The following is a 19,087-nucleotide window of genomic DNA, read 5'->3' as shown; positions in this document are numbered from 1 at the left end:
GATTGCAACTTCAACTTCTAGGCACTATTCTGACTTTAACTTGACGTTTACGTAAACTGAATAAATGAGTTGATGCATAGGTGTATAAGCAGTTGCCAGTATCAACGTCAGGCTGGATATGGAAATAGTGCTTCACGGAACGCACTCAAAAAGAAAGGGAGATCAACTATGGTATCGGAAACACCTCTTTTGCAGGTAAACGATATTTCATTGGCCTTTGGTGGGGTTAAAGCTTTAACCGATGTGAGCTTCCATGTGAACGAAAAGGAAATCTTTTCAATCATTGGTCCCAATGGTGCTGGTAAAACATCAATGCTCAACTGCATTTCAGGACGATACACGCCTAACAAAGGCTCCGTAGTGTTTGCCGGAAATGACGTCACCAAGCGTACACCGAGTCAACGAGCAGAGTTAGGTCTGGGTAGAACGTTCCAGAACCTGGCGCTTTTTTCTCATATGTCTGTACTCGACAACATCATGGTTGGCCGCCATCACCTATTGAAAAACAATTTCGTGACAGGCCCGCTTTACTGGTTTTCTAACGCACAAAAAGAAGAGATGGCACACCGCAAGTACGTAGAAGACGTCATCGACTTTTTAGAAATCCAACACATCCGTAAAGCCACCGCTGGCACGCTTTCTTACGGGTTACGTAAGCGTGTTGAGCTTGCTCGCGCTATTGCTTTGAAGCCAAAACTCCTTCTGCTTGATGAACCAATGGCCGGTATGAACCTTGAAGAAAAGGAAGACATGGCACGTTACATCATGGATCTCAACGAAGAATTGGACATCACCATCATCATGATCGAGCACGATATGGGTGTCGTCATGGACATATCCAATCGGGTGCTCGTTTTGGACTTTGGTAAACACATTGCGATGGGGCAGCCAGAAGAAGTCATGGCGAATCCACACGTGAAACAAGCTTATTTGGGTGAAGAACTTCCGACATTAGAGGAGAGTGCATAATGGCACAGCAACATAATGATTGGGCAGATATAACCAACTTAGATACCTTTCCAAAAGTGTTGCAGCACAACGCCAAGCACTGGCCAGATCAGGTCGCTATGCGCGAGAAGGAATTTGGTATTTGGCGAGAATTTACTTGGCAGGATTATGAAGACCGAGTCAAGTGGATGGCGCTTGCACTACAAGATTTAGGTGTTGGTGAACAAGACGTTGTGGGGCTTTTAGGCGACAACCGACCTGAATGGGTGTGGGGCGAACTGGCCGCGCATGCGATCAAAGGTTATTCACTGGGCATCTATCAAGACTCGATGCACGAGGAAGTGGCGTATTTAATCAACTATGCCAAAGCGAAAGTAGTGATTGCAGAGGATGAAGAGCAATGTGACAAGTTGCTTGAGTTGGGCGATGAGATCCCGAGCGTTGAGTTCATCATATATTGTGATCCACGCGGAATGCGCAAGTACGATGATCCAAGACTTATCGATGTCGAGAAAGCGTATAAAAAAGGTCAGTTAATCGACAAAGCTGACCCTAACAAATATCTGAATATGGTTGCGGCAACCAAAGGCAGCGATCTTTCGATTCTTTGTACCACTTCGGGTACGACTTCTAAACCAAAGCTTGCACAGCTTCACAGCGGCACGTTTTTGGATCACTGTGCGGCTTATCTGCGTGCCGACCCACGTTCTCCAGGTGATAACTACGTTTCGGTACTTCCACTGCCTTGGATCATGGAGCAGGTATATGTGGTTGGTCAGGCGTTGATTTCCCGTCAAATCGTCAACTTTGTCGAAGAGCAGGAAACCATGATGGCGGACTTACGCGAGATTGGCCCAAACTTCGTTTTATTGGCTCCGCGTGTATGGGAAAACATTGTGGCAGACGTGTCTGCTCGAATGATGGACTCTACGCCGTTTAAGCAGAAAATGTACAAACTCGGCATGAAGTTGGCGAATCAAGCCTTGGATCAGGGTAAACGCTCCAAGCTAGCCGAATGGATACTTCTGCGTGCACTGCGTGACCGTTTAGGTTTCTCGAATCTGACTTCTGCGGCAACAGGCGGTGCGGCAATGGGCCCAGATACTTTCCGTTACTTGCAAGCGATTGGTGTGCCACTCAAACAGCTTTATGGTCAGACTGAAATGTGTGGCGCGTACACCGTGCATAAAGCGAATGACGTGGACTACGACTCAGTCGGTGTGGCGTTTGACAATGCGGAAGTGAAAGTTATCAACCCAGACAGCAATGGGGTGGGTGAGATCATTGCCAAAAGTACTGGTATGTTTACCGGCTACCTCAACAACCAAGCTGCTTACGATGAAGATGTGCAAGATGGCTGGATGCACACTGGCGACGCGGGCTACTTTAAAGATTCTGGTCACTTAGTGGTGATTGACCGACTAAAAGACATGTCGGAAACCAGCCATGGCGACCGTTACTCTCCGCAGTTTATTGAAAACAAACTCAAGTTCTCACCATTTATCGCGGAAGCGGTTGTGGTGGGCAAAGACAGACCTTGGCTCTCTGCAATTATCTGTATTCGTTACGCGATCGTCGCCAAATGGGCAGAGCAAAAGGGTATTGCGTTCACCAACTACACCAACCTTTCTGCGCAACCTGAGGTGTATAAAGCGATTCGCGAAGAAGTACTCAAAGTGAACGAATCGCTACCGGACGCACAGAAAATCAGCAAATTCATTCTGCTTTATAAAGAGCTGGATGCCGATGACGGCGAGTTAACCCGTACTCGTAAAGTTCGTCGTGGTGTGGTTGCGGAGAAATACGGTGACATCATCGAAACCATTTACAGTGCAGCGCCAAATGTCGATGTCGATACGGTGATTACTTATCAGGATGGGACTAAGACACGCATTCAAACGTCACTGGTGATTGAAACGCTTATTCAACATGAGCTGACACTGGTGGATAGCGAACAACGGAGGATCGCATAGTGAATACGGATTTATTACTGCAACTCGTCATTAATGGCGTAATCGTCGGCATGTTGTATGGCGTTGTCGCCATGTGCTTTGTATTGATTTACAAATCGACTCAGGTGGTGAACTTCGCGCAAGGTGAATTTCTACTGATCGGCGCATGGGTGTGCTGGGCGGCGTTGGTTCACCTTCAATTACCGTTCTTTATCGGATTCTTACTGACACTCGCCTTTATGATGGTGTTTGGTATTGCTGTGCAAACCATTGTACTCAGGCCTTTAATCGGTGAGCCGATCATCTCGGTCATTATGGTGACGATCGGTCTGTCGATGTTCTTCCAGGCACTGATGAAATGGATATTTGGCGTATCAGCCGTTTCTTATCCACAAGTATTCGAAACAAACGTAGTGAATATCGGTGGTTTAAACGTCGAGTTTGCTTACATCCTTAGCTTGATCTTCTCAATGATCATCATGGGTGCATTCTACTGGTTCTTCAAATTCAGCAAAATGGGTTTGGCGATGCGAGCGACGGCATTTAACCAGCAAGTAGCCCAGAGTCTTGGCATTTCCATCAAGAAAGTGTTTGCGATCAGTTGGGCTATTTCGGCGATGGTATCCGCGACAGCAGGGATTGTTATCGGGATTGTAAACGGTGTTTCTGACGCGCTATCCATCATCGGCATCAAAGTATTCCCAGCGGTAATCTTAGGTGGCTTGGACTCGGTGGTCGGGGCGATTGTTGGTGGTATCACTATCGGGTTACTAGAGAATCTGGCTGAGTTCGTTGATAGCCAATACCTGCAAGTGGGTAACCTGTACAACATCGCACCTTTCTACGTGTTGTTAATCATTCTTGCCTTCAAGCCATATGGCCTGTTTGGTACCAAAGATATTGAGCGTATTTAAGGAGAAATAACATGGCTCAACTTAGCATGCGCCCATGTGGGGATTTTCGAACCACATACAAAAGTGATACGCCGATTTTTGAAACCAAAACCATTAGAAGACTAGCGATAGCGGGTGTTATCGCGATGCTGGCAGCGCCGCTGGTTCTGGATATCTACTTCCTTAACCTGTTTATTCAGATTTCATATCTGGGTATTGCAGCGCTGGGTCTGAACATTCTGGTCGGTTTTACCGGGCAAATTTCGTTAGGTCACGGTGCGTTTTTTGGCTTTGGCGCCTTTGCATCGGCATGGCTGAATAACCAATACAACATTCCTGTGGTGCTTGCCATTCCGCTCGCGGGTTACCTGACTATGATTGTCGGGATGATCTTTGGTCTGCCAGCTGCCCGTATCAAAGGGTTGTACCTCGCAATCGCAACCTTAGCCGCGCAGTTCATTCTAGAAGATTTCTTTGCTCGCGCTGAGTGGTTCAGTGGTGGTTCTTACGGTGCAAGTGCAAACCCAATCAATCTGTTTGGTTTCGAATTTTCGACCGATGAAAGCTTCTTCTATGTTGCACTGTTTGCGCTGATCTTTATGTACATGTGGGCATCGAACCTGATTCGTTCGCGTGATGGACGTGCGTTTGTCTCAGTACGAGATCATTACCTATCCGCAGAAATCATGGGTATCAACCTGACCAAGTATCGTCTGCTCTCATTTGGTGTCTGCGCATTCTACGCAGGTATCGGCGGTGCACTCTACGGTCATTACTTAGGCTTTGTCTCTGCGGAAGGCTTCACCATCATGATGTCTATCCAGTTCCTGGCGATGATCATCATCGGTGGTCTGGGCTCTGTCAAAGGCACATTAATGGGCACGATATTTATCGTATTGCTGCCAGAAGTTTTAGAGTTTGGCGTAACGGGTTTGGCTGCGTTTAGCGATAACACTTCGTTTATTGATGGGCTGGCTTACTTCAAAGAGATGGCAATTGGTCTGGTCATCATGCTGTTTCTGATTTTCGAACCTCAAGGGTTGTCACATCGCTGGCAGCAGATTCGAGCGTATTGGAAACATTATCCGTTCTCTTATTAACGTGTACTTAAGTGGAATATACCTAAATAACAAGGACAACGAGTTATGAACAAAGGACATTTAGCGACAACGTTGGTGCTATCTTCAGCACTGTTTACTACCGCATCTTGGGCAAAAGATTCCGTGTTTGTCGGGCATCTGGTGGACTTCTCTGGGCCAACGGCTTATGTAAGTAAACCGTACGGATCTGGTGTGCGAGATGCACTGCAGTGGATTAACGAAAATGGCGGCATCAACGGTACCGAATTAGAATTTGAAACGGTGGATATGGCGTACAAAGTGCCAGTTGCGATTTCTAACTACAAACGTTGGGTTGCCCGTAAGAACATGGTAGCGCTGCAAGGTTGGGGTACGGCGGATACCGAAGCGTTAATCTCTTTTGTCACCAAAGACAAAGTGCCAGTCTTTTCGGCATCTTACTCGGGCCACTTAACAGACCCAACAGGTAAAAACCCGAAAACAGCCAAACCTGCTCCGTACAACTTCTTCTATGGCGCTTCTTACTCAGATGCCTGTCGTGCATTGGTGAAATGGGCGAAAGAAGACTGGGAATCGAAAGGTAATACCACTGCGCCTAAATTTACTCACATCGGTGATAACCACCCGTTCCCGAATGCGCCAAAAGAGGCGTGTGCAGAGTATGCCAAAGAACTGGGCTTTGAAGTACAAAACCCAGTGGTCGTGTCACTTAAACCGGGCGATTTCAAAGCGCAATGTCTGTCACTTAAAGAGTCTGGTACCAACTACGGCTACATCGCAAACTTAGGTGGTTCGGTTATTTCTCTTGTGAAATCGTGTAACACGGTCGGCACCGACTTCCAATACATGGCGAACATCTGGGGCGGTGATAAACCGGTTATTGAAGCTGCGGGTGACGGTCTGAAAGATTACGTTTTCCCGGGTATGACCGCATTCTGGGGTGATGATACAGAAGGAATGAAACTGGTTGAGGAAATTTCCAAACTGTCAGAATCGGAACCGGGAGAGTTTCGAACTCACCACTACATCCGTGGCGTTTGCTCTGCGTTCTACATGAAAGAAGCGATGGAGTGGGCGAAAGACAACGGTGGTATTACGGGTGATAACATCAAGAAAGGCATGTACGTACACAAAAACTGGGTACCAAAAGGTCTAGAGGGAGTATGTATTCCTGCTAACTGGCAACCAGAAGATCACCGTGGCACAACAACCGTAAACGTGTTTATGGGCAATAACCAAGGTGGCGCGGTAGACATCAAGAAAGTGTCTCAGGTTACATTGTCACGCCGTGATGATTGGTTAGGTTACTAATCTTCTACTTACTAAGCATAACGATTACTAAGAATAGGATAGGTGAGAGGCAACTCTCACCTGCACAAGGAGTGGCTTGATGAGTGAATTAGCAACGAATATAGAACCAGCAGAAATCCTGCTCTCGGTGAACAATATCGAAGTGGTCTACGACGAAGTAATTTTGGTTCTGCGTGGTGTGAGCCTTGAAGTACCAAAAGGTCAAATCGTGACGCTATTAGGCGCAAACGGGGCGGGTAAATCGACCACACTAAAAGCGATTTCGGGTTTGTTGAAAACCGAAGACGGTGAAGTGACTCGTGGTGAAATTACCTTCATGGGCGAGCGTATCGACAACAAGAGCCCGGAAGAAATTGTCCGTTCGGGTATCTTCCAGGTGATGGAAGGGCGTCGAATCGTTGAAGACATGACGGTTATTGAAAACCTTCGTTTAGGGGCGTTTACCCGCAACGACAACGAGGTCGAGAAAGACATCGAAATGGTGTTTGACTACTTCCCTCGACTCAAAGAACGTACTGGTCTCGCTGGCTACTTGTCTGGCGGTGAGCAGCAAATGCTCGCAATTGGTCGTGCACTCATGGCTCGCCCAAAAATGATCTTACTTGATGAACCGTCGATGGGGCTTTCACCTCTGCTGGTGAAAGAGGTGTTCAGTATTATCGAGAAGATCAACAAAGACCAAGGCATTACCATGTTGCTGGTGGAGCAGAACGCGAACTTTGCCCTTCATGCTGCCGATTATGGCTACATCATGGAGTCAGGCAAGATTGTGCTCGATGGCACCAAGCATGAGCTGCTTAACAATGAAGACGTGAAAGAGTTCTACCTTGGTGGCGGTGATGAAGAGCGCAAGAGCTTTAAGAACTTAAAATCTTACAAACGCCGTAAGCGTTGGTTGTAAGGAGTTGTGATGAACGAATTATTCGATGCGAAAGAATCTCTGCCGTCAACAGAGCGAGAAGAATCTCTGTTTAAACGCCTGCCAACACTGATTGAAAATGCAAAAGCGCACAGCGAGCATTACGCCAAACTATTCGCAGATATTGATTCTTCCGCGGTAAGTTGTCGCGAAGGGCTATCGAAGTTGCCGATTACACGCAAGTTTAATGTGCCAAGCCAGCAGCAACTTAAGCCGCCGTTTGGGGGCTTGAACAGCGTCAGTATCGGGAAAATGGCTCGCGTGTTTCAATCTCCAGGCCCTTTGTATGAAGCGCAAACGGATGAAGCTGACTTCTGGCGTATGGGGCGTGCGTTTCACGCGGCTGGGTTTCGCCGTGGGGATTTAGTCCACAACACGCTCTCTTATCATTTTTCCCCGGGCGGATTCATTATGGATGGCGGGGCGAGAGCCTGCGGCTGTGCCGTGTTTCCGGCTGGAGTAGGGAATAGTGAAGCGCAGATTGAAGCGATCAAACAGCTACAGCCAACTGGCTACACTGGGACACCATCTTACCTAATTACGTTGCTAACCAAGTATCAAGAGCAATATGGTGAGAAGCCGAGCATTACTAAGGCTCTGGTTTCTGGAGAAGCGGTCACTGCAGACATGCAAAAAGCGTTTTCAGACATGGGCATTGCAGTGTCTCAAGCGTATGCGAGCGCCGAACTTGGTTTGATTGCTTATCAGGTTTCTGGTGAACAAGGCTTAGTGATTGCAGAGGATATCATTGTTGAAATCGTTGACCCTGATGGTATGCCTGTTCAATCAGGGGAAATCGGTGAGGTGGTGGTGACTTCTCTGGATGAAAAGTTTCCGCTTATTCGCTACGCAACCGGTGATCTCTCTGCTCACATCGAAAGAGACTCTGATTCACCACGTACTAATATGCGCATAAAGGGCTGGATGGGGCGCGCCGATTCGGCAGTCAAAGTTAAAGGCTTATTTGTTTATCCGCACCAGATACAGGAAGTGTGTCGTCGCCATGAAATTACCGGCTCGTTAAAAATTGAGCGCGATGGTTTCAGCGATACGATTACATTCTGTTGCCAGGAAGATCACGTTTCTGCCGATGATATTCAAGCAACGTTGCAGTCTGTTACTAAGCTCAAGGGCAAGGTCCAGTTTGTGCCGAACAGCACGGAGCAACCTCTGATTAACGATTTACGTAATTAGCAACGTTAGATATAACAGGGTAAGGCTAGGATAAAAGGGATACCGAGATAAGTCGCGTATCCCTTTTTAAGTTAAACAATACCGCTTTAAAGGAAGTGCAATGAAAACGACAGACTCACCACGTATCGATGTGAATTTCTGGGATGATTTGTTTGTCAAAGGCACAATGCCGTGGGATCGAAATCAAGCGCCCGAAGACCTAATACGTTACCTAAGCCAAATCTCCGGTGATGCTCAATCTGTGTTTATTCCCGGTTGTGGTGCAGCGTATGAGGTAACACAGTTCGTCGATCATGGACATGATGTCATTGCAATGGATTACAGCGCAGAAGCCGTAAACCTGGCTAAATCTAAGCTTGGTCAACATCAGGATAAAGTCGTACTTGGAGACGTGTTTAATGAAGCGTTATTCCAAACGTTTGACGTGATTTATGAACGTGCATTTTTGGCTGCGTTACCAAGAGATAAGTGGGAAGATTACTTTGCCATGATTGATAGGCTATTAACTCGTGGTGGTTTGTTGGTAGGTTATTTTGTCATAGATGATAAGTACCGTTCGCGTTTTCCTCCCTTTTGTTTACGTAGCGGAGAGTTAGCAGAACGGTTAGAGTCGTCTTTCAATCTAATTGAATCTTCACCTGTCACCGATAGCGTTGACGTGTTCAAAGGTAAAGAGCACTGGATGGTGTGGCAGAAGAGGTAGCGATTTGTTGAGGTCTCAAATCAGACAAATCGCTACTGACCATAATACGTTGATAAATAATCAAGCACGGCTTCCCTGTCATCGCCCGCCAGTTCTTCCATACCTTGCTCTTCTATCATCCAGTCGAGCATTTTATCCCAACGCTTTCTGCTCAAACCTTGCTGAGCGACCATATGTAAAGAATGACAAGCAGAGCATATTGCCGCAACCAATTCCATGTTTTCTCCCGGTGTTAAGATTCCATCCCCCGCTGATTTTACTTCCATTCCCGACGAAGGGGTGACCCAGTCAGGAGGTGAGGGGTTCTTAGTCGCAAGCCACGCGATGACGGCGGCTCGAGCTCCTGGGTCTTTCACTCCCGGAAACACCATGTTGGTGCCTGGTGCAAACTCAGTGGGGGACGCTAAAAATGCATCAAGCTTTTCAGCATCCCATTTGCCTTGATGCTGTTTTATTCCCTCGCTGTAATTAAAGCCCGCAAAACTAGCAATAGAACGTTCTGCCAGCCCCCACAGTGGCGGACCAACCACAGTGACGCCATTGGGTTCAAATTGGTGACAAGCTTTACATACCATTGCTTGTCGTTCGCCCGCTTCAATTAACTCTGTGTTTGCAAAGGTAAGCCCGCTAACAAGGCTTAATAGTGATAGAGAGAGCGGGAAGACCCGCTCTCTAAGGTTTTGACTTTTCACTGTGGTTACCCCTTAACGACCAAAGCAACGCGATGAAAGGTGTTATTTAGGTATCCTTTTGGATTCCAAGCGATGGCAAAAGGTTGGCTAACATTCTGATCATCGGTCGCTTTTGCCCAAACTTCGTAGTAGCCCGGTTGTGGGAATTTCACTTTAGCACTAAAGGTCTGCCAAGCTCCTTCGTTTGCTGGGGCGGCGAGATCGGCATCCATCCAGGTTGCGCCAAAATCAATGGAAAGCTGAACTTTTGTCACTTTACGGTCTCCAGACCAGGCATGACCGCGCACCGCAACCTCGTTTCCATCCACTTGTGAGTTAGTTTGTGGTGAAGTGATGAGCGATTTCACCGGCATACGCTCGATGATTTCAAAATCCTCTTTTGCCACTTCTTCGCCGGGAGCCACTGGTCTGTTAGGCACACGATAGGATGTCCCTGTCATTTTTGGACCGTCATGTACCTGATCGCGGATTTGAATTCGTGTCAGCCATTTTTGCGAACATGAACCTGGCCAACCAGGGACAACCAAACGTAGAGGCGCACCATTCATTGGGTGAAGTGGTTCCCCGTTTTGTTCGAAAGCGATAAGGTTTTCAGCGCCCATCGCTTTGGCAATGGGTACGCCGCGAGAAATTGGTAACTTACCTTCCTGACCCGAAAGGTGTTTATCTGCACCGTAATGTGCCGTATAAACCGCACCGTCTTTGACACCGGCAGCTTTGAGAACATCAGCTAGCCTCACTCCCGTCCAGCTTGAACAGGCAACCGCACCATAAGTCCATTGATTACCTGATGCTTTAGGATCAAAGAATGCACGGCCATTACCGCCACATTCCACAACGAGTTGTTGCTCGATCACATCGAAGTTTTTCTTCAGATCGGCAATCGTAAGCGACATGGGTTTGTCCACCAAACCATCGATGGTTAAGCTCCACGCTTCAGCGTTGACTGCGGTTGGAGGGATGCCGTTATTGCGTATGAAATGATGGCGGGTAGGCGTAATGTCGTCATTAAGAAGGTGAGGTGGCGTTTCAGCATTCATTGGTCTGTCGTTAAGCACAGTCAGACCATCTTTACCTTCAATCATTACGTCATCGAGCCCTTCCGCAAATGCTGCCGGGATAATCCCAGCTGGCATGTTTCGGTGGAAGGGAATGGCTCCGCCAAGCACGGCTGCCATCGTTGCTAATCCCGCGCCTTTTAAAAAGCCTCGCCTGTCAGGGTGACTGACTCGTCCAAAGACTTTCTCATCCGCAGACTCAGGATTTTTTTCATAATATTTATAAATCCCTTGCGGCTTGTTTTTCTCGTTCTCACTCATGATGCGTTCCTTTATCGGTTAACGCCCAAGAACATCTCTGTACTTTTATAGTTCTGCAGGTCGTTTCACCGAGCTCTACAAATAACGTCCGAAATAAGTTTTACATCACTAACATTAGTCGACTATTGATAGCCTTAACAATATTTGTGAGAAATATGCTCCTCATCAGCACACTTCGATGCTTTTTCGGATTTACAGGTTCTATTTTGATTCGGATAAGGCTTAAAACCTTCATTTGTCGTTATGTGGATTACAATTTAATTAACACGCGTTGTATTACTCAAAAACAATAAGATAAAAGTGAGCTTCTATGTTCGATAAAGTCATTTCCTTTCTAGAGACCACCTTATTTACCTTTAATGATCAACCCATCACTTTGTGGGCAATATTGATGGTTCCCACTTGGATACTGGTTAGTTTGTGGCTGTCCAAAATACTTATTAAAGCGGTTACGTCCAGAATGGCGTCAGCAGGGAAAGATCCGAATGTTATTCATTTAGTTAAGCGGATATTGTTCGTCATCGCTCTCGGGATTATTTTCCTGACCACTCTTTCGTTGATCAATGTACCTATTACCGCGTTTGCCTTCCTGTCCGGTGCTGTCGCGATTGGCTTTGGTTTTGGTGCTCAAAACATCATTAATAACTTTATTAGTGGCTGGATTTTGATTGGTGAAAAGCCGATTAGGATTGGTGACTTTTTGGAAGTAGAAGGAGCAAAAGGCACTGTCGAGCAAATTAATACCCGTTCTACGCGGATCAGACGTACTGATGGTGTGCACATGTTAATACCAAACAGTCAGTTGATTGAAAACGTGGTCATTAACTGGACACTCTGCGACAGGTTGGTAAGAGGCACCGTCGTGGTCGGTGTTGCTTATGGAAGTGACGTAAAACTGGTCGCGTCGTTAATGAAAGAAGTGACGTTAAAACAAGAACAAGTGCTTGGTAATCCAGAGCCCGATGTATTCTTCCAGGACTTTGGTGATAACGCTCTTATCTTTGAATCGTATTTTTGGATCCATTCAACGGTTGAAGGAGGGATTCGTGCCGTATCCAGTCAGATACGTTTTGAAATTTATGAAGCCTTTGAGCGAAAAGGCATTGAGATCGCATTTCCTCAACGTGATGTTCATATTGATGGCGAAATTAAAGTTTCTCGGGAGCGTTAGCCAACCTTGCCTTAATTCACCGTTTCATGTGATGGCTCCTTAACCTTTAAAACCTTGAACCTCAGCGATACTCGCGGATTGTATGAATACGCAAAAGGTTGCATTATGTGTGCTTCGTTTTCTTAATTAGAGAAGCAGGGAAATAATGAACACAAGATATAAGGATTTATTAGGTACCGAACTTTGCGTTATTCAGTCGCCGATGGCGGGTGTCCAAGGAAGTAATCTGGCCATTGCTGTGAGTGAAGCGGGAGGGCTAGGGGCCTTACCTTGTGGCATGTTGAGTATTGATCAAATCGTGAGTGAAATGGAGGCGATCAAAGCGGCAACCAGCAAACCATTTAACCTCAATTTTTTCTGCCATGAGGCATCGCCTTTCAATCAACAGCGCCAAGCGATTTGGCAAAATGAGTTAAAACCGTTTTTTGATGAACTGGATTTAGATATGACGCTTGCGGCTGGTGGCGCGAACAGGGTGCCATTCAGCCATGAGATAGCGGATGCGATTGAACCGTTTTCTCCGGAGTTCATCAGCTTTCATTTTGGTCTGCCCGACAGTGACTTATTAGATCGAGTCAAACAATGGGGCACCAAAGTCGTGTCATCTGCGACGACGGTAGAGGAAGCACTTTGGTTAGAGTCTCGCGGAGTGGATGGCATAATTGCACAAGGCATAGAAGCTGGTGGCCACCGCGGAATGTTCTTATCCAAAGATATCTCGACGCAAATGGGCTTGGTTGCACTTCTTCCTCAAATTGTAAATCGAGTCAACGTTCCGGTGATAGCCGCAGGTGGTATCGCTGACAGTCGCTCAGTGCATTCTTGTTTACAGCTAGGAGCGACAGCGGTACAAGTCGGAACGGCTTATCTATTATGTACAGAAGCTCAAACATCGACACTACATAAACAGGCTCTGAAAGAGGCGAAATCACAACATACCGCACTAACGAATATCTTTTCTGGAAAACCAGCGCGTGGCATTGTCAATCGAGCAATGAGAGAACTGGGTTATATGAGCTCGTCTGTTCCGGAATTCCCATTTGCTTCCATCGAAATGACGCAACTTCGCAAGCAAGCTGAAAGCCAAGACATAGATGACTTCACCCCGTTATGGTGCGGCCAAAATACGCAAGGTTGCCAAGAAATATCGGCAAAAGAGATGACACTTGCGTTAGCTGGGCTGCGTTAATTTTCAATATTTATAGAGATTGGTAGTACGACTTAATCTCCCTGAGGCTGATGATGAGCACTCTGAATCGCATTAAGGGTATCGCGCACCAACTCTTGAGTTTGTTGCTTGAGCAGTTTAACAAACTGCACTTCAATATCGCTCAACGAGACCGTTTCTGGCGTTACCAGATACATTTCGGTTACGGGCAGTGATTCGTAGGGAGGAAGTGGCCACAGTAGTCCTTGTGCAACGTAAGGTTTGGCGCTTTCGACAGTCAGTGCACCAAAGCCGATTCCTGCCATGATCATGCGGCGAACTTCCTCAACATTGGACGAAACGGCAACTAATTTACCCCAAAACTGCTGTTGTTCACGAAAGTGGGCGATAGCGTCCAGTCCTTCTCCTGGCTGGTCGCTTTCAAAAGAGATGTAGGGCAAGCCTTTAATTTCGTCGAGGGTCAAGTCTTCGCGACCAAAGCACGGGTGGGTTCGTCCGCAATAAAAACCCATCTGTTCGTAGCCGAGAAAGTCACAGCGAATGCCTGTTTTTGCTATTTTCTTATTACTCAATCCTATGTGCAATAAACCGTCAGCGACGTGACTGACGATGTCAGCGCTTGGATGGGTATTAACGTTAAAAATAACGTTAGGGTACAGCGCGTGATAGTTCGCCAGTGTGGCATCAAACGCCGGGCACTGCAGATGACTGGCTATCTCAATCGTCAACTCGCCTTGAATATTATCCGCTTGATCAACAAATTGATCCGCCATGTTGCCAATGATACGACTCACTGATGAGGCATACTCGTAAACTCGCATCCCGTGCAGAGTAAGAGAGAACACGCCTTTTTTACGCAGGATGAGCCGTTTATCTACGTGCTCTTCAAGTCGCTTCAACGCATTACTTACGCTGGGTTGGCTGAGCGATAACTTGCGCGCAGCAGCACTAATACCACCTTCGTTAACAATGGTTAAGAACGTATACAGTAAGTTCCAGTCGAGATTACGTAAAAGGCGGTCTTTAGGGTTTAGCATGTGCTTCTTTCCTTGAATGGTTACTTGAACGAACACCCCATAGCGATAGGCTATGTATATCATACTAATTCATCATTATGGCTTTTAACTACTTTTTTCACATACTCAATACTGTCTTTGTGACCGTTTGCTGAAGTAGAAGGGAGATGTCTTCTTAGCGAGCGAGAATCTGGAATGAAACGATAACAAAAGTAGAAGGGAATCCATGATGTCAAAAGGAAAATTTTTAGGTGCTTTGCTTGCAACCTCCGTGGCCGTCGCTGCTTCAGCGGGCGTTAATGCAGAAACAATCAAAATTGGTACAGAGGGTGCGTATCCTCCGTTTAACTACTACACCGCAGACGGCCAGCTAGCTGGTTTCGATATCGAAATCGGTAAAGCACTCTGCAGCGAGATGAAAGTCGAATGTGAGTTCGTCGCTCAGGATTGGGACGGTATTATTCCGGCGCTTTTGGCGGGTAAATACGACATGATTCTGGCTTCCATGTTCATTACCGATGAGCGTAAACAACAAGTGGCGTTCAGCGCTCCGTATCAGGCGTCTGCGATGACGTTTGTTGTCGATAAGCAGTCAGGTATTAAAGATGTGTCCCCAGAGGCGATGAAAGGCATGATCATCGGTGCACAAGGCTCGACGACACAGGCTGAGTACCTGTTAGCGAAATACCCAGATTCTGAAGTGCGTTTATACCCGACACAGGATGCAGTAAACCTCGACTTGGTTAGTGGCCGTATTGACGCTCAAGCGGGCGACATCATGCCAATGACGGACTGGTTAAGTTCTGAAGATGGTGCTTGTTGTGAAAAAGTTGGCAACCTGATCATGGACCGACAATATGTGGGTGATGGCGTGGGTATCGCATTTCGTAAAGAAGATCAGGAACTTCGCCAACGTTTAGATCAGGCGTTAGCGAGCATCATCAAAAATGGTACTTATCAGAAAATCAACGACGAGTTCTTCTCGATTAACTTGCTGACTCTGAAATAAGTCAGATCTAATGTGGCGGCCTATGTCGCCACTAAGTAGTAAATCAAAAAGAGAGCGACGCGATGGATTATCTGATGTATCTGAGTCTGGGTGACACTGGCTGGGGAGACGAGCTGCTTAAAGGCTTAGTGGTGACTCTGGGATTAGCTCTGTGTGCTTTACCTGTGGGATTATTTTTGGGAACGGGCGTGGCGGCGCTATCAATAAGTACCAACAAGAGCCACCGTTGGTTTGCCAATGTTTATACCACTGTACTACGAGGGCTTCCGGAGCTGCTGACTCTGTTTATTATCTACCATGGCGTCGGTCTGCTGATTAACAAAACACTTAAATGGATTGACCCGAGTAACGGTTTTTTCGAACTGAATCCGTTTGGTGCAGGCGTGATTGCACTTGGTCTGGTCTTTAGCGGCTACGCGGCAGAGGTGCTGCGTGGTGCCTGGAAAGCGATGGATAAAGGTCAGCGTGAGGCCGGATACGCACTCGCGTTGTCCAGACTTCAAATATTCTGGCTGGTCGAGCGCCCGCAACTGCTGCGTTTGGCTCTGCCGGGGTTAGGTAACTTGTGGATCAACTTATTAAAGGATACCGCTCTGGTGTCGGTCATTGCACTCGATGACTTGATGCGTGCGGCGAACATCGCTGTAGGTGCCACCAAAAAGCCATTTTTGTTCTACCTGACGGTTTGTTTGGCCTATTGGGCGGTGTGCTTGTGCTGCGAAAGATTATTGGCAGCAATGGAGCAACACTCAAAACGTGGTATTCGAGTGAGTCGCTAAGGAGAAAGCTATGACGGATTTTATTGCTAAGGTCGCTCCGATGTTGCTCGATGGGGCATGGATGACGCTGAAAATCACCTTTATTTCGGTTTCGATAGCGGCTTTGCTGGCATTGCCTATGTCACTATTGCGTATTCAGCGGGCGCGCATCTATCGTTGGCCAGCACAGCTCTTTATCTCTTTCTTTCGTGGAACGCCACTGATTGCTCAGCTGTTTTTACTCTATTACGGATCTGGTCAGTTTCGCCCTTGGCTAATGGAAATGGGAATGTGGGGTTTCTTCCGCGATCCAGTTAACTGTGCGCTATTGGTGTTCACCCTCAACTCACTGGCATATCAGACCGAGATATTACGCGGTGCAATTCAATCTGTAGATGCAGGTGAGATAGAAGCGGCCAAATCAATGGGCATGAATAATAGCTTGTTGTACAGACACATCGTCATGCCGCTTGCGTATCGTATTGCTTTTCCTGCCCTTGGGAATGAATGTATTTTAATGCTCAAAGGCGGCGCAGTCGCGAGTGTGATTACCGTTATGGACTTGATGGGACAAACTCGACGCGCATTTTCTCAGACTTTTGATATCTCGACGTACTTTCTGGCGGCAGCGATGTATTTGGTGATTGCAACTGTATTTGTAATGGCCTGGCGTCAGGCAGAACGTTATCTCTATCGTCATCAGATCCAGCGAACGCCGGGCACACAGCCAGCGACTGTCGCTACGACCTGATTTTTCAACCCTACCACAACCTGATGGCAACAGGAGCAAAGACTCTTGTGGGCTCGTTTGACTTTAAAAAAGGATCAACACAATGAACAAGATTGAATTGAAAACGCCTTATTTGGTGTTTCTGGGCGATGCAAATGATCTTCTAATGGCGAAAGTAGCTAAAGGTGTGGCTCACTGGCGACCAGAAAAGTGTCTGGCGCAATATCGACTTCCGGGCGCAAAAGCAGACCTTGGTATCGCGGAAATGTCACCGCGCGAAGCGGCTGCGTGCGGCGCGAAAACCTTTATTCTTGGCCTAGCGCCCGTAGGTGGCACGTTGCCACTGGCTTGGATTGACATCTTAATTGAAGCGATGGAGTCGGGAATGGACGTCGCAAGTGGTTTACACATGCGCCTAAACGACATCCCTGAACTGGTTGCAGCGGCTGAACGTACGGGGCAAAAACTATTGGATGTTCGCGTGCCTCAAGGGCCAATGGTATGTGGCACAGGCCTTCCGCGCACTGGTAAACGTCTGCTGAGCGTTGGTACTGATTGCTGTGTTGGAAAAATGTTTACCACGCTAGCGATTCATCGAGAGATGGAAAAACGCGGTATTCCGGCAACGTTCCGCGCCACTGGCCAAACCGGTATTCTTATTGAAGGCAGTGGTGTGCCTGTAGATGCCGTGGTTTCCGACTTCATTTCTGGCATGGTTGAAACGCTCTCTCCAGATAACGCACCAGAACATTGGGACATTATCGAAGGGCAGGGCTCACTTCTGCATCCAGCTTATGCGGGGGTAAGCTTGGGCTTGTTACATGGTGCTCAAGCGGATGTGATCATCGTTTGTCACGAGGCTGGTCGCACACAAATGGATGAAATGGAAGGTTACAGCGTGCCTGATCTACAAACGGTAATCGACATTAACCTTACGATGGGCCGCGTGACGAACCCGAATATTCGTCTGGGTGGTATCGCGCTGAACACGGTGAATTTGAGTGAAGAAGAGGCACTCGCTGAAATTGCACGTATTGAGAAACAATTTGGTGTACCTGTGGTCGACCCTGTCCGTACAGGCGTGGCGAAAATTGTCGATGGCATCGAAGAGGTTTGCTATGCGTAAGATGAGTGTGCGCGTTGAAAGGTGGCCACTGCATGAACCATTTGTCATTTCACGCATGGATCCGATGCTGCATGGTGAAGTTGTGGTTGTTGAGATAGAACAAGATGGACTCGTAGGGCGTGGCGAATGCGAACGGATGAATGTCTTCGAGCCCGATTACCCTTACGATGTCTTGGCGGATGTTGAATCTGTTGTTCAAGCAGTAGAGTCGGGTATCAGCCGTGAAGAACTCGGTGAGTTGCTACCATCTGCTGCGCCACGCAATGCCGTTGACTGTGCTTTATTTGAACTGGAAGCCAAGCTAAAACAGCAACCAGCATGGCAAATGGCGGGTTTTAGTGACGCACCTCAACCAGTAACAACGGTATTCACTTTATCACTCGATAGTGCTGAAAAAATGGGCAAAGCGGCTGAAGCGCAAAAAAATCGCCCAATTCTGAAGCTAAAACTCGGTCGGGATGGTGACTTAGAACGTGTCCGTGCAGTACGTGAGGCAGCGCCTAATACCCGTTTGGTGATTGATGCCAACACCGGTTGGAGCTTTGCACAGCTGTGTGAGTACTTGCCAGTTCTCGCTGAACTCGGTGTGGAAATGGTTGAGCAGCCGTTGTCGTTTGAAGAAGAGCACTTACTGGAAACGATCACGCCGTTGTTGCCCATTACCGCGGATGAGTCTTGTATTGATCGTTCCTCGCTAGCTGCTTTGAAAGGACGCTATCAGGCGGTGAATATTAAACTGGACAAAACCGGTGGCATGACAGAAGCATTGGCTTTGCTTAAAGATGCGCAGGAGATGGGCTTTGAAGTGATGGTCGGGTGCATGATTGGGACTTCTCTTGCTATGGCTCCGGCACTGCTTCTCGCTCAACAAGCTCGATGGGTCGATATTGATGGGCCACTTTTGTTATCAGAAGACAGAACACCTGCGCTCAATTATTGCGAGAGCGTAGTCGAGCCGACAGAAGGTGTATGGGGATAAGACTGCAGCCTGACTTTTATCTAACGTCTAACTTTTATCTCGTTCAAAGCCATGGTCAAGTGCCATGGCTTTTTTGTTATTTTGGCGAGAGCGAATTCCTGATCGTATAAATTAGCCACA

At 47.3% G+C, this 19,087-nt stretch carries 18 protein-coding genes; 15 read left to right on the top strand and 3 right to left on the bottom strand.

Annotated elements, in window-relative coordinates; genetic code table 11:
• Positions 1-168: 168 nt before the first annotated feature.
• The 8 genes from L9Q40_RS11270 (at position 169) to L9Q40_RS11235 (ending at position 8,999) form a co-directional block, all read left to right on the top strand.
• Entirely contained in the window at positions 169-969 is an 801-nt protein-coding gene (locus L9Q40_RS11270) for an ABC transporter ATP-binding protein (RefSeq protein WP_014233943.1), read from the top strand.
• Entirely contained in the window at positions 969-2,921 is a 1,953-nt protein-coding gene (locus tag L9Q40_RS11265) for a long-chain fatty acid--CoA ligase (protein ID WP_498793329.1), read from the top strand. The genes L9Q40_RS11270 and L9Q40_RS11265 overlap by 1 nt, the downstream gene beginning before the upstream one ends.
• Complete coding sequence (locus L9Q40_RS11260) at positions 2,921-3,814, top strand: branched-chain amino acid ABC transporter permease (RefSeq protein WP_498793328.1); 894 nt, start codon at positions 2,921-2,923, stop codon at positions 3,812-3,814. Before L9Q40_RS11265 ends, L9Q40_RS11260 begins: the two co-directional genes overlap by 1 nt.
• Before the next feature lie 11 nt (positions 3,815-3,825).
• On the top strand, positions 3,826-4,893 hold the full coding sequence (locus L9Q40_RS11255) for a branched-chain amino acid ABC transporter permease (RefSeq protein ID WP_193292212.1): 1,068 nt from the start codon (positions 3,826-3,828) through the stop codon (positions 4,891-4,893).
• Positions 4,894-4,938: 45 nt separating this feature from the next.
• Positions 4,939-6,183, top strand: coding sequence for an ABC transporter substrate-binding protein (locus tag L9Q40_RS11250; RefSeq protein WP_025636795.1), 1,245 nt, complete (start codon positions 4,939-4,941; stop codon positions 6,181-6,183).
• Positions 6,184-6,262: 79 nt separating this feature from the next.
• On the top strand, positions 6,263-7,084 hold the full coding sequence (locus L9Q40_RS11245; RefSeq protein WP_014233948.1) for an ABC transporter ATP-binding protein: 822 nt from the start codon (positions 6,263-6,265) through the stop codon (positions 7,082-7,084).
• Positions 7,085-7,093: 9 nt separating this feature from the next.
• Positions 7,094-8,296: a phenylacetate--CoA ligase family protein gene (locus tag L9Q40_RS11240; RefSeq protein WP_498793327.1), complete on the top strand. Its 1,203-nt coding sequence runs from the start codon at positions 7,094-7,096 to the stop codon at positions 8,294-8,296.
• Between the two features lie 100 nt (positions 8,297-8,396).
• Positions 8,397-8,999: a methyltransferase domain-containing protein gene (locus tag L9Q40_RS11235; RefSeq protein WP_498793326.1), complete on the top strand. Its 603-nt coding sequence runs from the start codon at positions 8,397-8,399 to the stop codon at positions 8,997-8,999.
• A 32-nt stretch (positions 9,000-9,031) separates the two neighbouring features.
• Here the strand turns inward: L9Q40_RS11235 and L9Q40_RS11230 are convergent, their stop codons facing one another.
• Both L9Q40_RS11230 and L9Q40_RS11225 read right to left on the bottom strand, forming a co-directional pair.
• A complete protein-coding gene (locus tag L9Q40_RS11230; RefSeq protein WP_498793325.1) occupies positions 9,032-9,691 on the bottom strand; it encodes a c-type cytochrome in 660 nt (219 codons plus the stop codon).
• A 5-nt stretch (positions 9,692-9,696) separates the two neighbouring features.
• On the bottom strand, positions 9,697-11,010 hold the full coding sequence (locus tag L9Q40_RS11225) for a molybdopterin-dependent oxidoreductase (protein WP_498793324.1): 1,314 nt from the start codon (positions 11,008-11,010) through the stop codon (positions 9,697-9,699).
• A 310-nt stretch (positions 11,011-11,320) separates the two neighbouring features.
• On the opposite strand from L9Q40_RS11225, the gene L9Q40_RS11220 reads away from it, so the two are divergent.
• Together L9Q40_RS11220 and L9Q40_RS11215 are read left to right on the top strand one after the other, a co-directional pair.
• Positions 11,321-12,181 (top strand): mechanosensitive ion channel family protein, encoded by an 861-nt coding sequence (locus tag L9Q40_RS11220; RefSeq protein ID WP_014233954.1) that lies wholly within the window; start codon positions 11,321-11,323, stop codon positions 12,179-12,181.
• Between the two features lie 145 nt (positions 12,182-12,326).
• Positions 12,327-13,370 carry an NAD(P)H-dependent flavin oxidoreductase gene (locus L9Q40_RS11215; protein ID WP_498793323.1) on the top strand — a complete coding sequence of 348 codons (1,044 nt, stop codon included), beginning with the start codon at positions 12,327-12,329 and terminating at the stop codon, positions 13,368-13,370.
• A 32-nt stretch (positions 13,371-13,402) separates the two neighbouring features.
• On the opposite strand, the gene L9Q40_RS11210 is transcribed toward L9Q40_RS11215, so the two are convergent.
• Complete coding sequence (locus tag L9Q40_RS11210; protein WP_231113099.1) at positions 13,403-14,449, bottom strand: LysR family transcriptional regulator; 1,047 nt, start codon at positions 14,447-14,449, stop codon at positions 13,403-13,405.
• A gap of 145 nt (positions 14,450-14,594) precedes the next feature.
• On the opposite strand from L9Q40_RS11210, the gene L9Q40_RS11205 reads away from it, so the two are divergent.
• The 5 genes from L9Q40_RS11205 to dgcA all read left to right on the top strand — a co-directional run bounded on the left by L9Q40_RS11205 (position 14,595) and on the right by dgcA (position 18,967).
• Entirely contained in the window at positions 14,595-15,374 is a 780-nt protein-coding gene (locus L9Q40_RS11205) for an ABC transporter substrate-binding protein (protein WP_020333773.1), read from the top strand.
• A 62-nt stretch (positions 15,375-15,436) separates the two neighbouring features.
• The gene (locus L9Q40_RS11200; protein WP_065298813.1) at positions 15,437-16,153 is read left to right on the top strand and encodes an ABC transporter permease; all 717 of its coding nucleotides are present in this window, start codon (positions 15,437-15,439) and stop codon (positions 16,151-16,153) included.
• A gap of 10 nt (positions 16,154-16,163) precedes the next feature.
• Positions 16,164-16,883 carry an ABC transporter permease gene (locus L9Q40_RS11195; RefSeq protein WP_020333775.1) on the top strand — a complete coding sequence of 240 codons (720 nt, stop codon included), beginning with the start codon at positions 16,164-16,166 and terminating at the stop codon, positions 16,881-16,883.
• A gap of 82 nt (positions 16,884-16,965) precedes the next feature.
• On the top strand, positions 16,966-17,988 hold the full coding sequence (gene dgcN / locus L9Q40_RS11190) for an N-acetyltransferase DgcN (protein ID WP_065298812.1): 1,023 nt from the start codon (positions 16,966-16,968) through the stop codon (positions 17,986-17,988).
• The gene (gene dgcA, locus L9Q40_RS11185) at positions 17,981-18,967 is read left to right on the top strand and encodes an N-acetyl-D-Glu racemase DgcA (RefSeq protein ID WP_498793322.1); all 987 of its coding nucleotides are present in this window, start codon (positions 17,981-17,983) and stop codon (positions 18,965-18,967) included. The genes dgcN and dgcA overlap by 8 nt, the downstream gene beginning before the upstream one ends.
• Positions 18,968-19,087 lie beyond the last annotated feature (120 nt).

The sequence above is a fragment of the Allocatenococcus thiocycli genome (genome assembly GCF_921292965.1).
GTDB classification, from domain to species: Bacteria; Pseudomonadota; Gammaproteobacteria; order Enterobacterales; family Vibrionaceae; genus Vibrio; species Vibrio natriegens.
The sequence above is the reverse complement of the archived record's forward strand: the minus strand, read 5'-3'. Positions and strand labels throughout refer to the sequence as shown.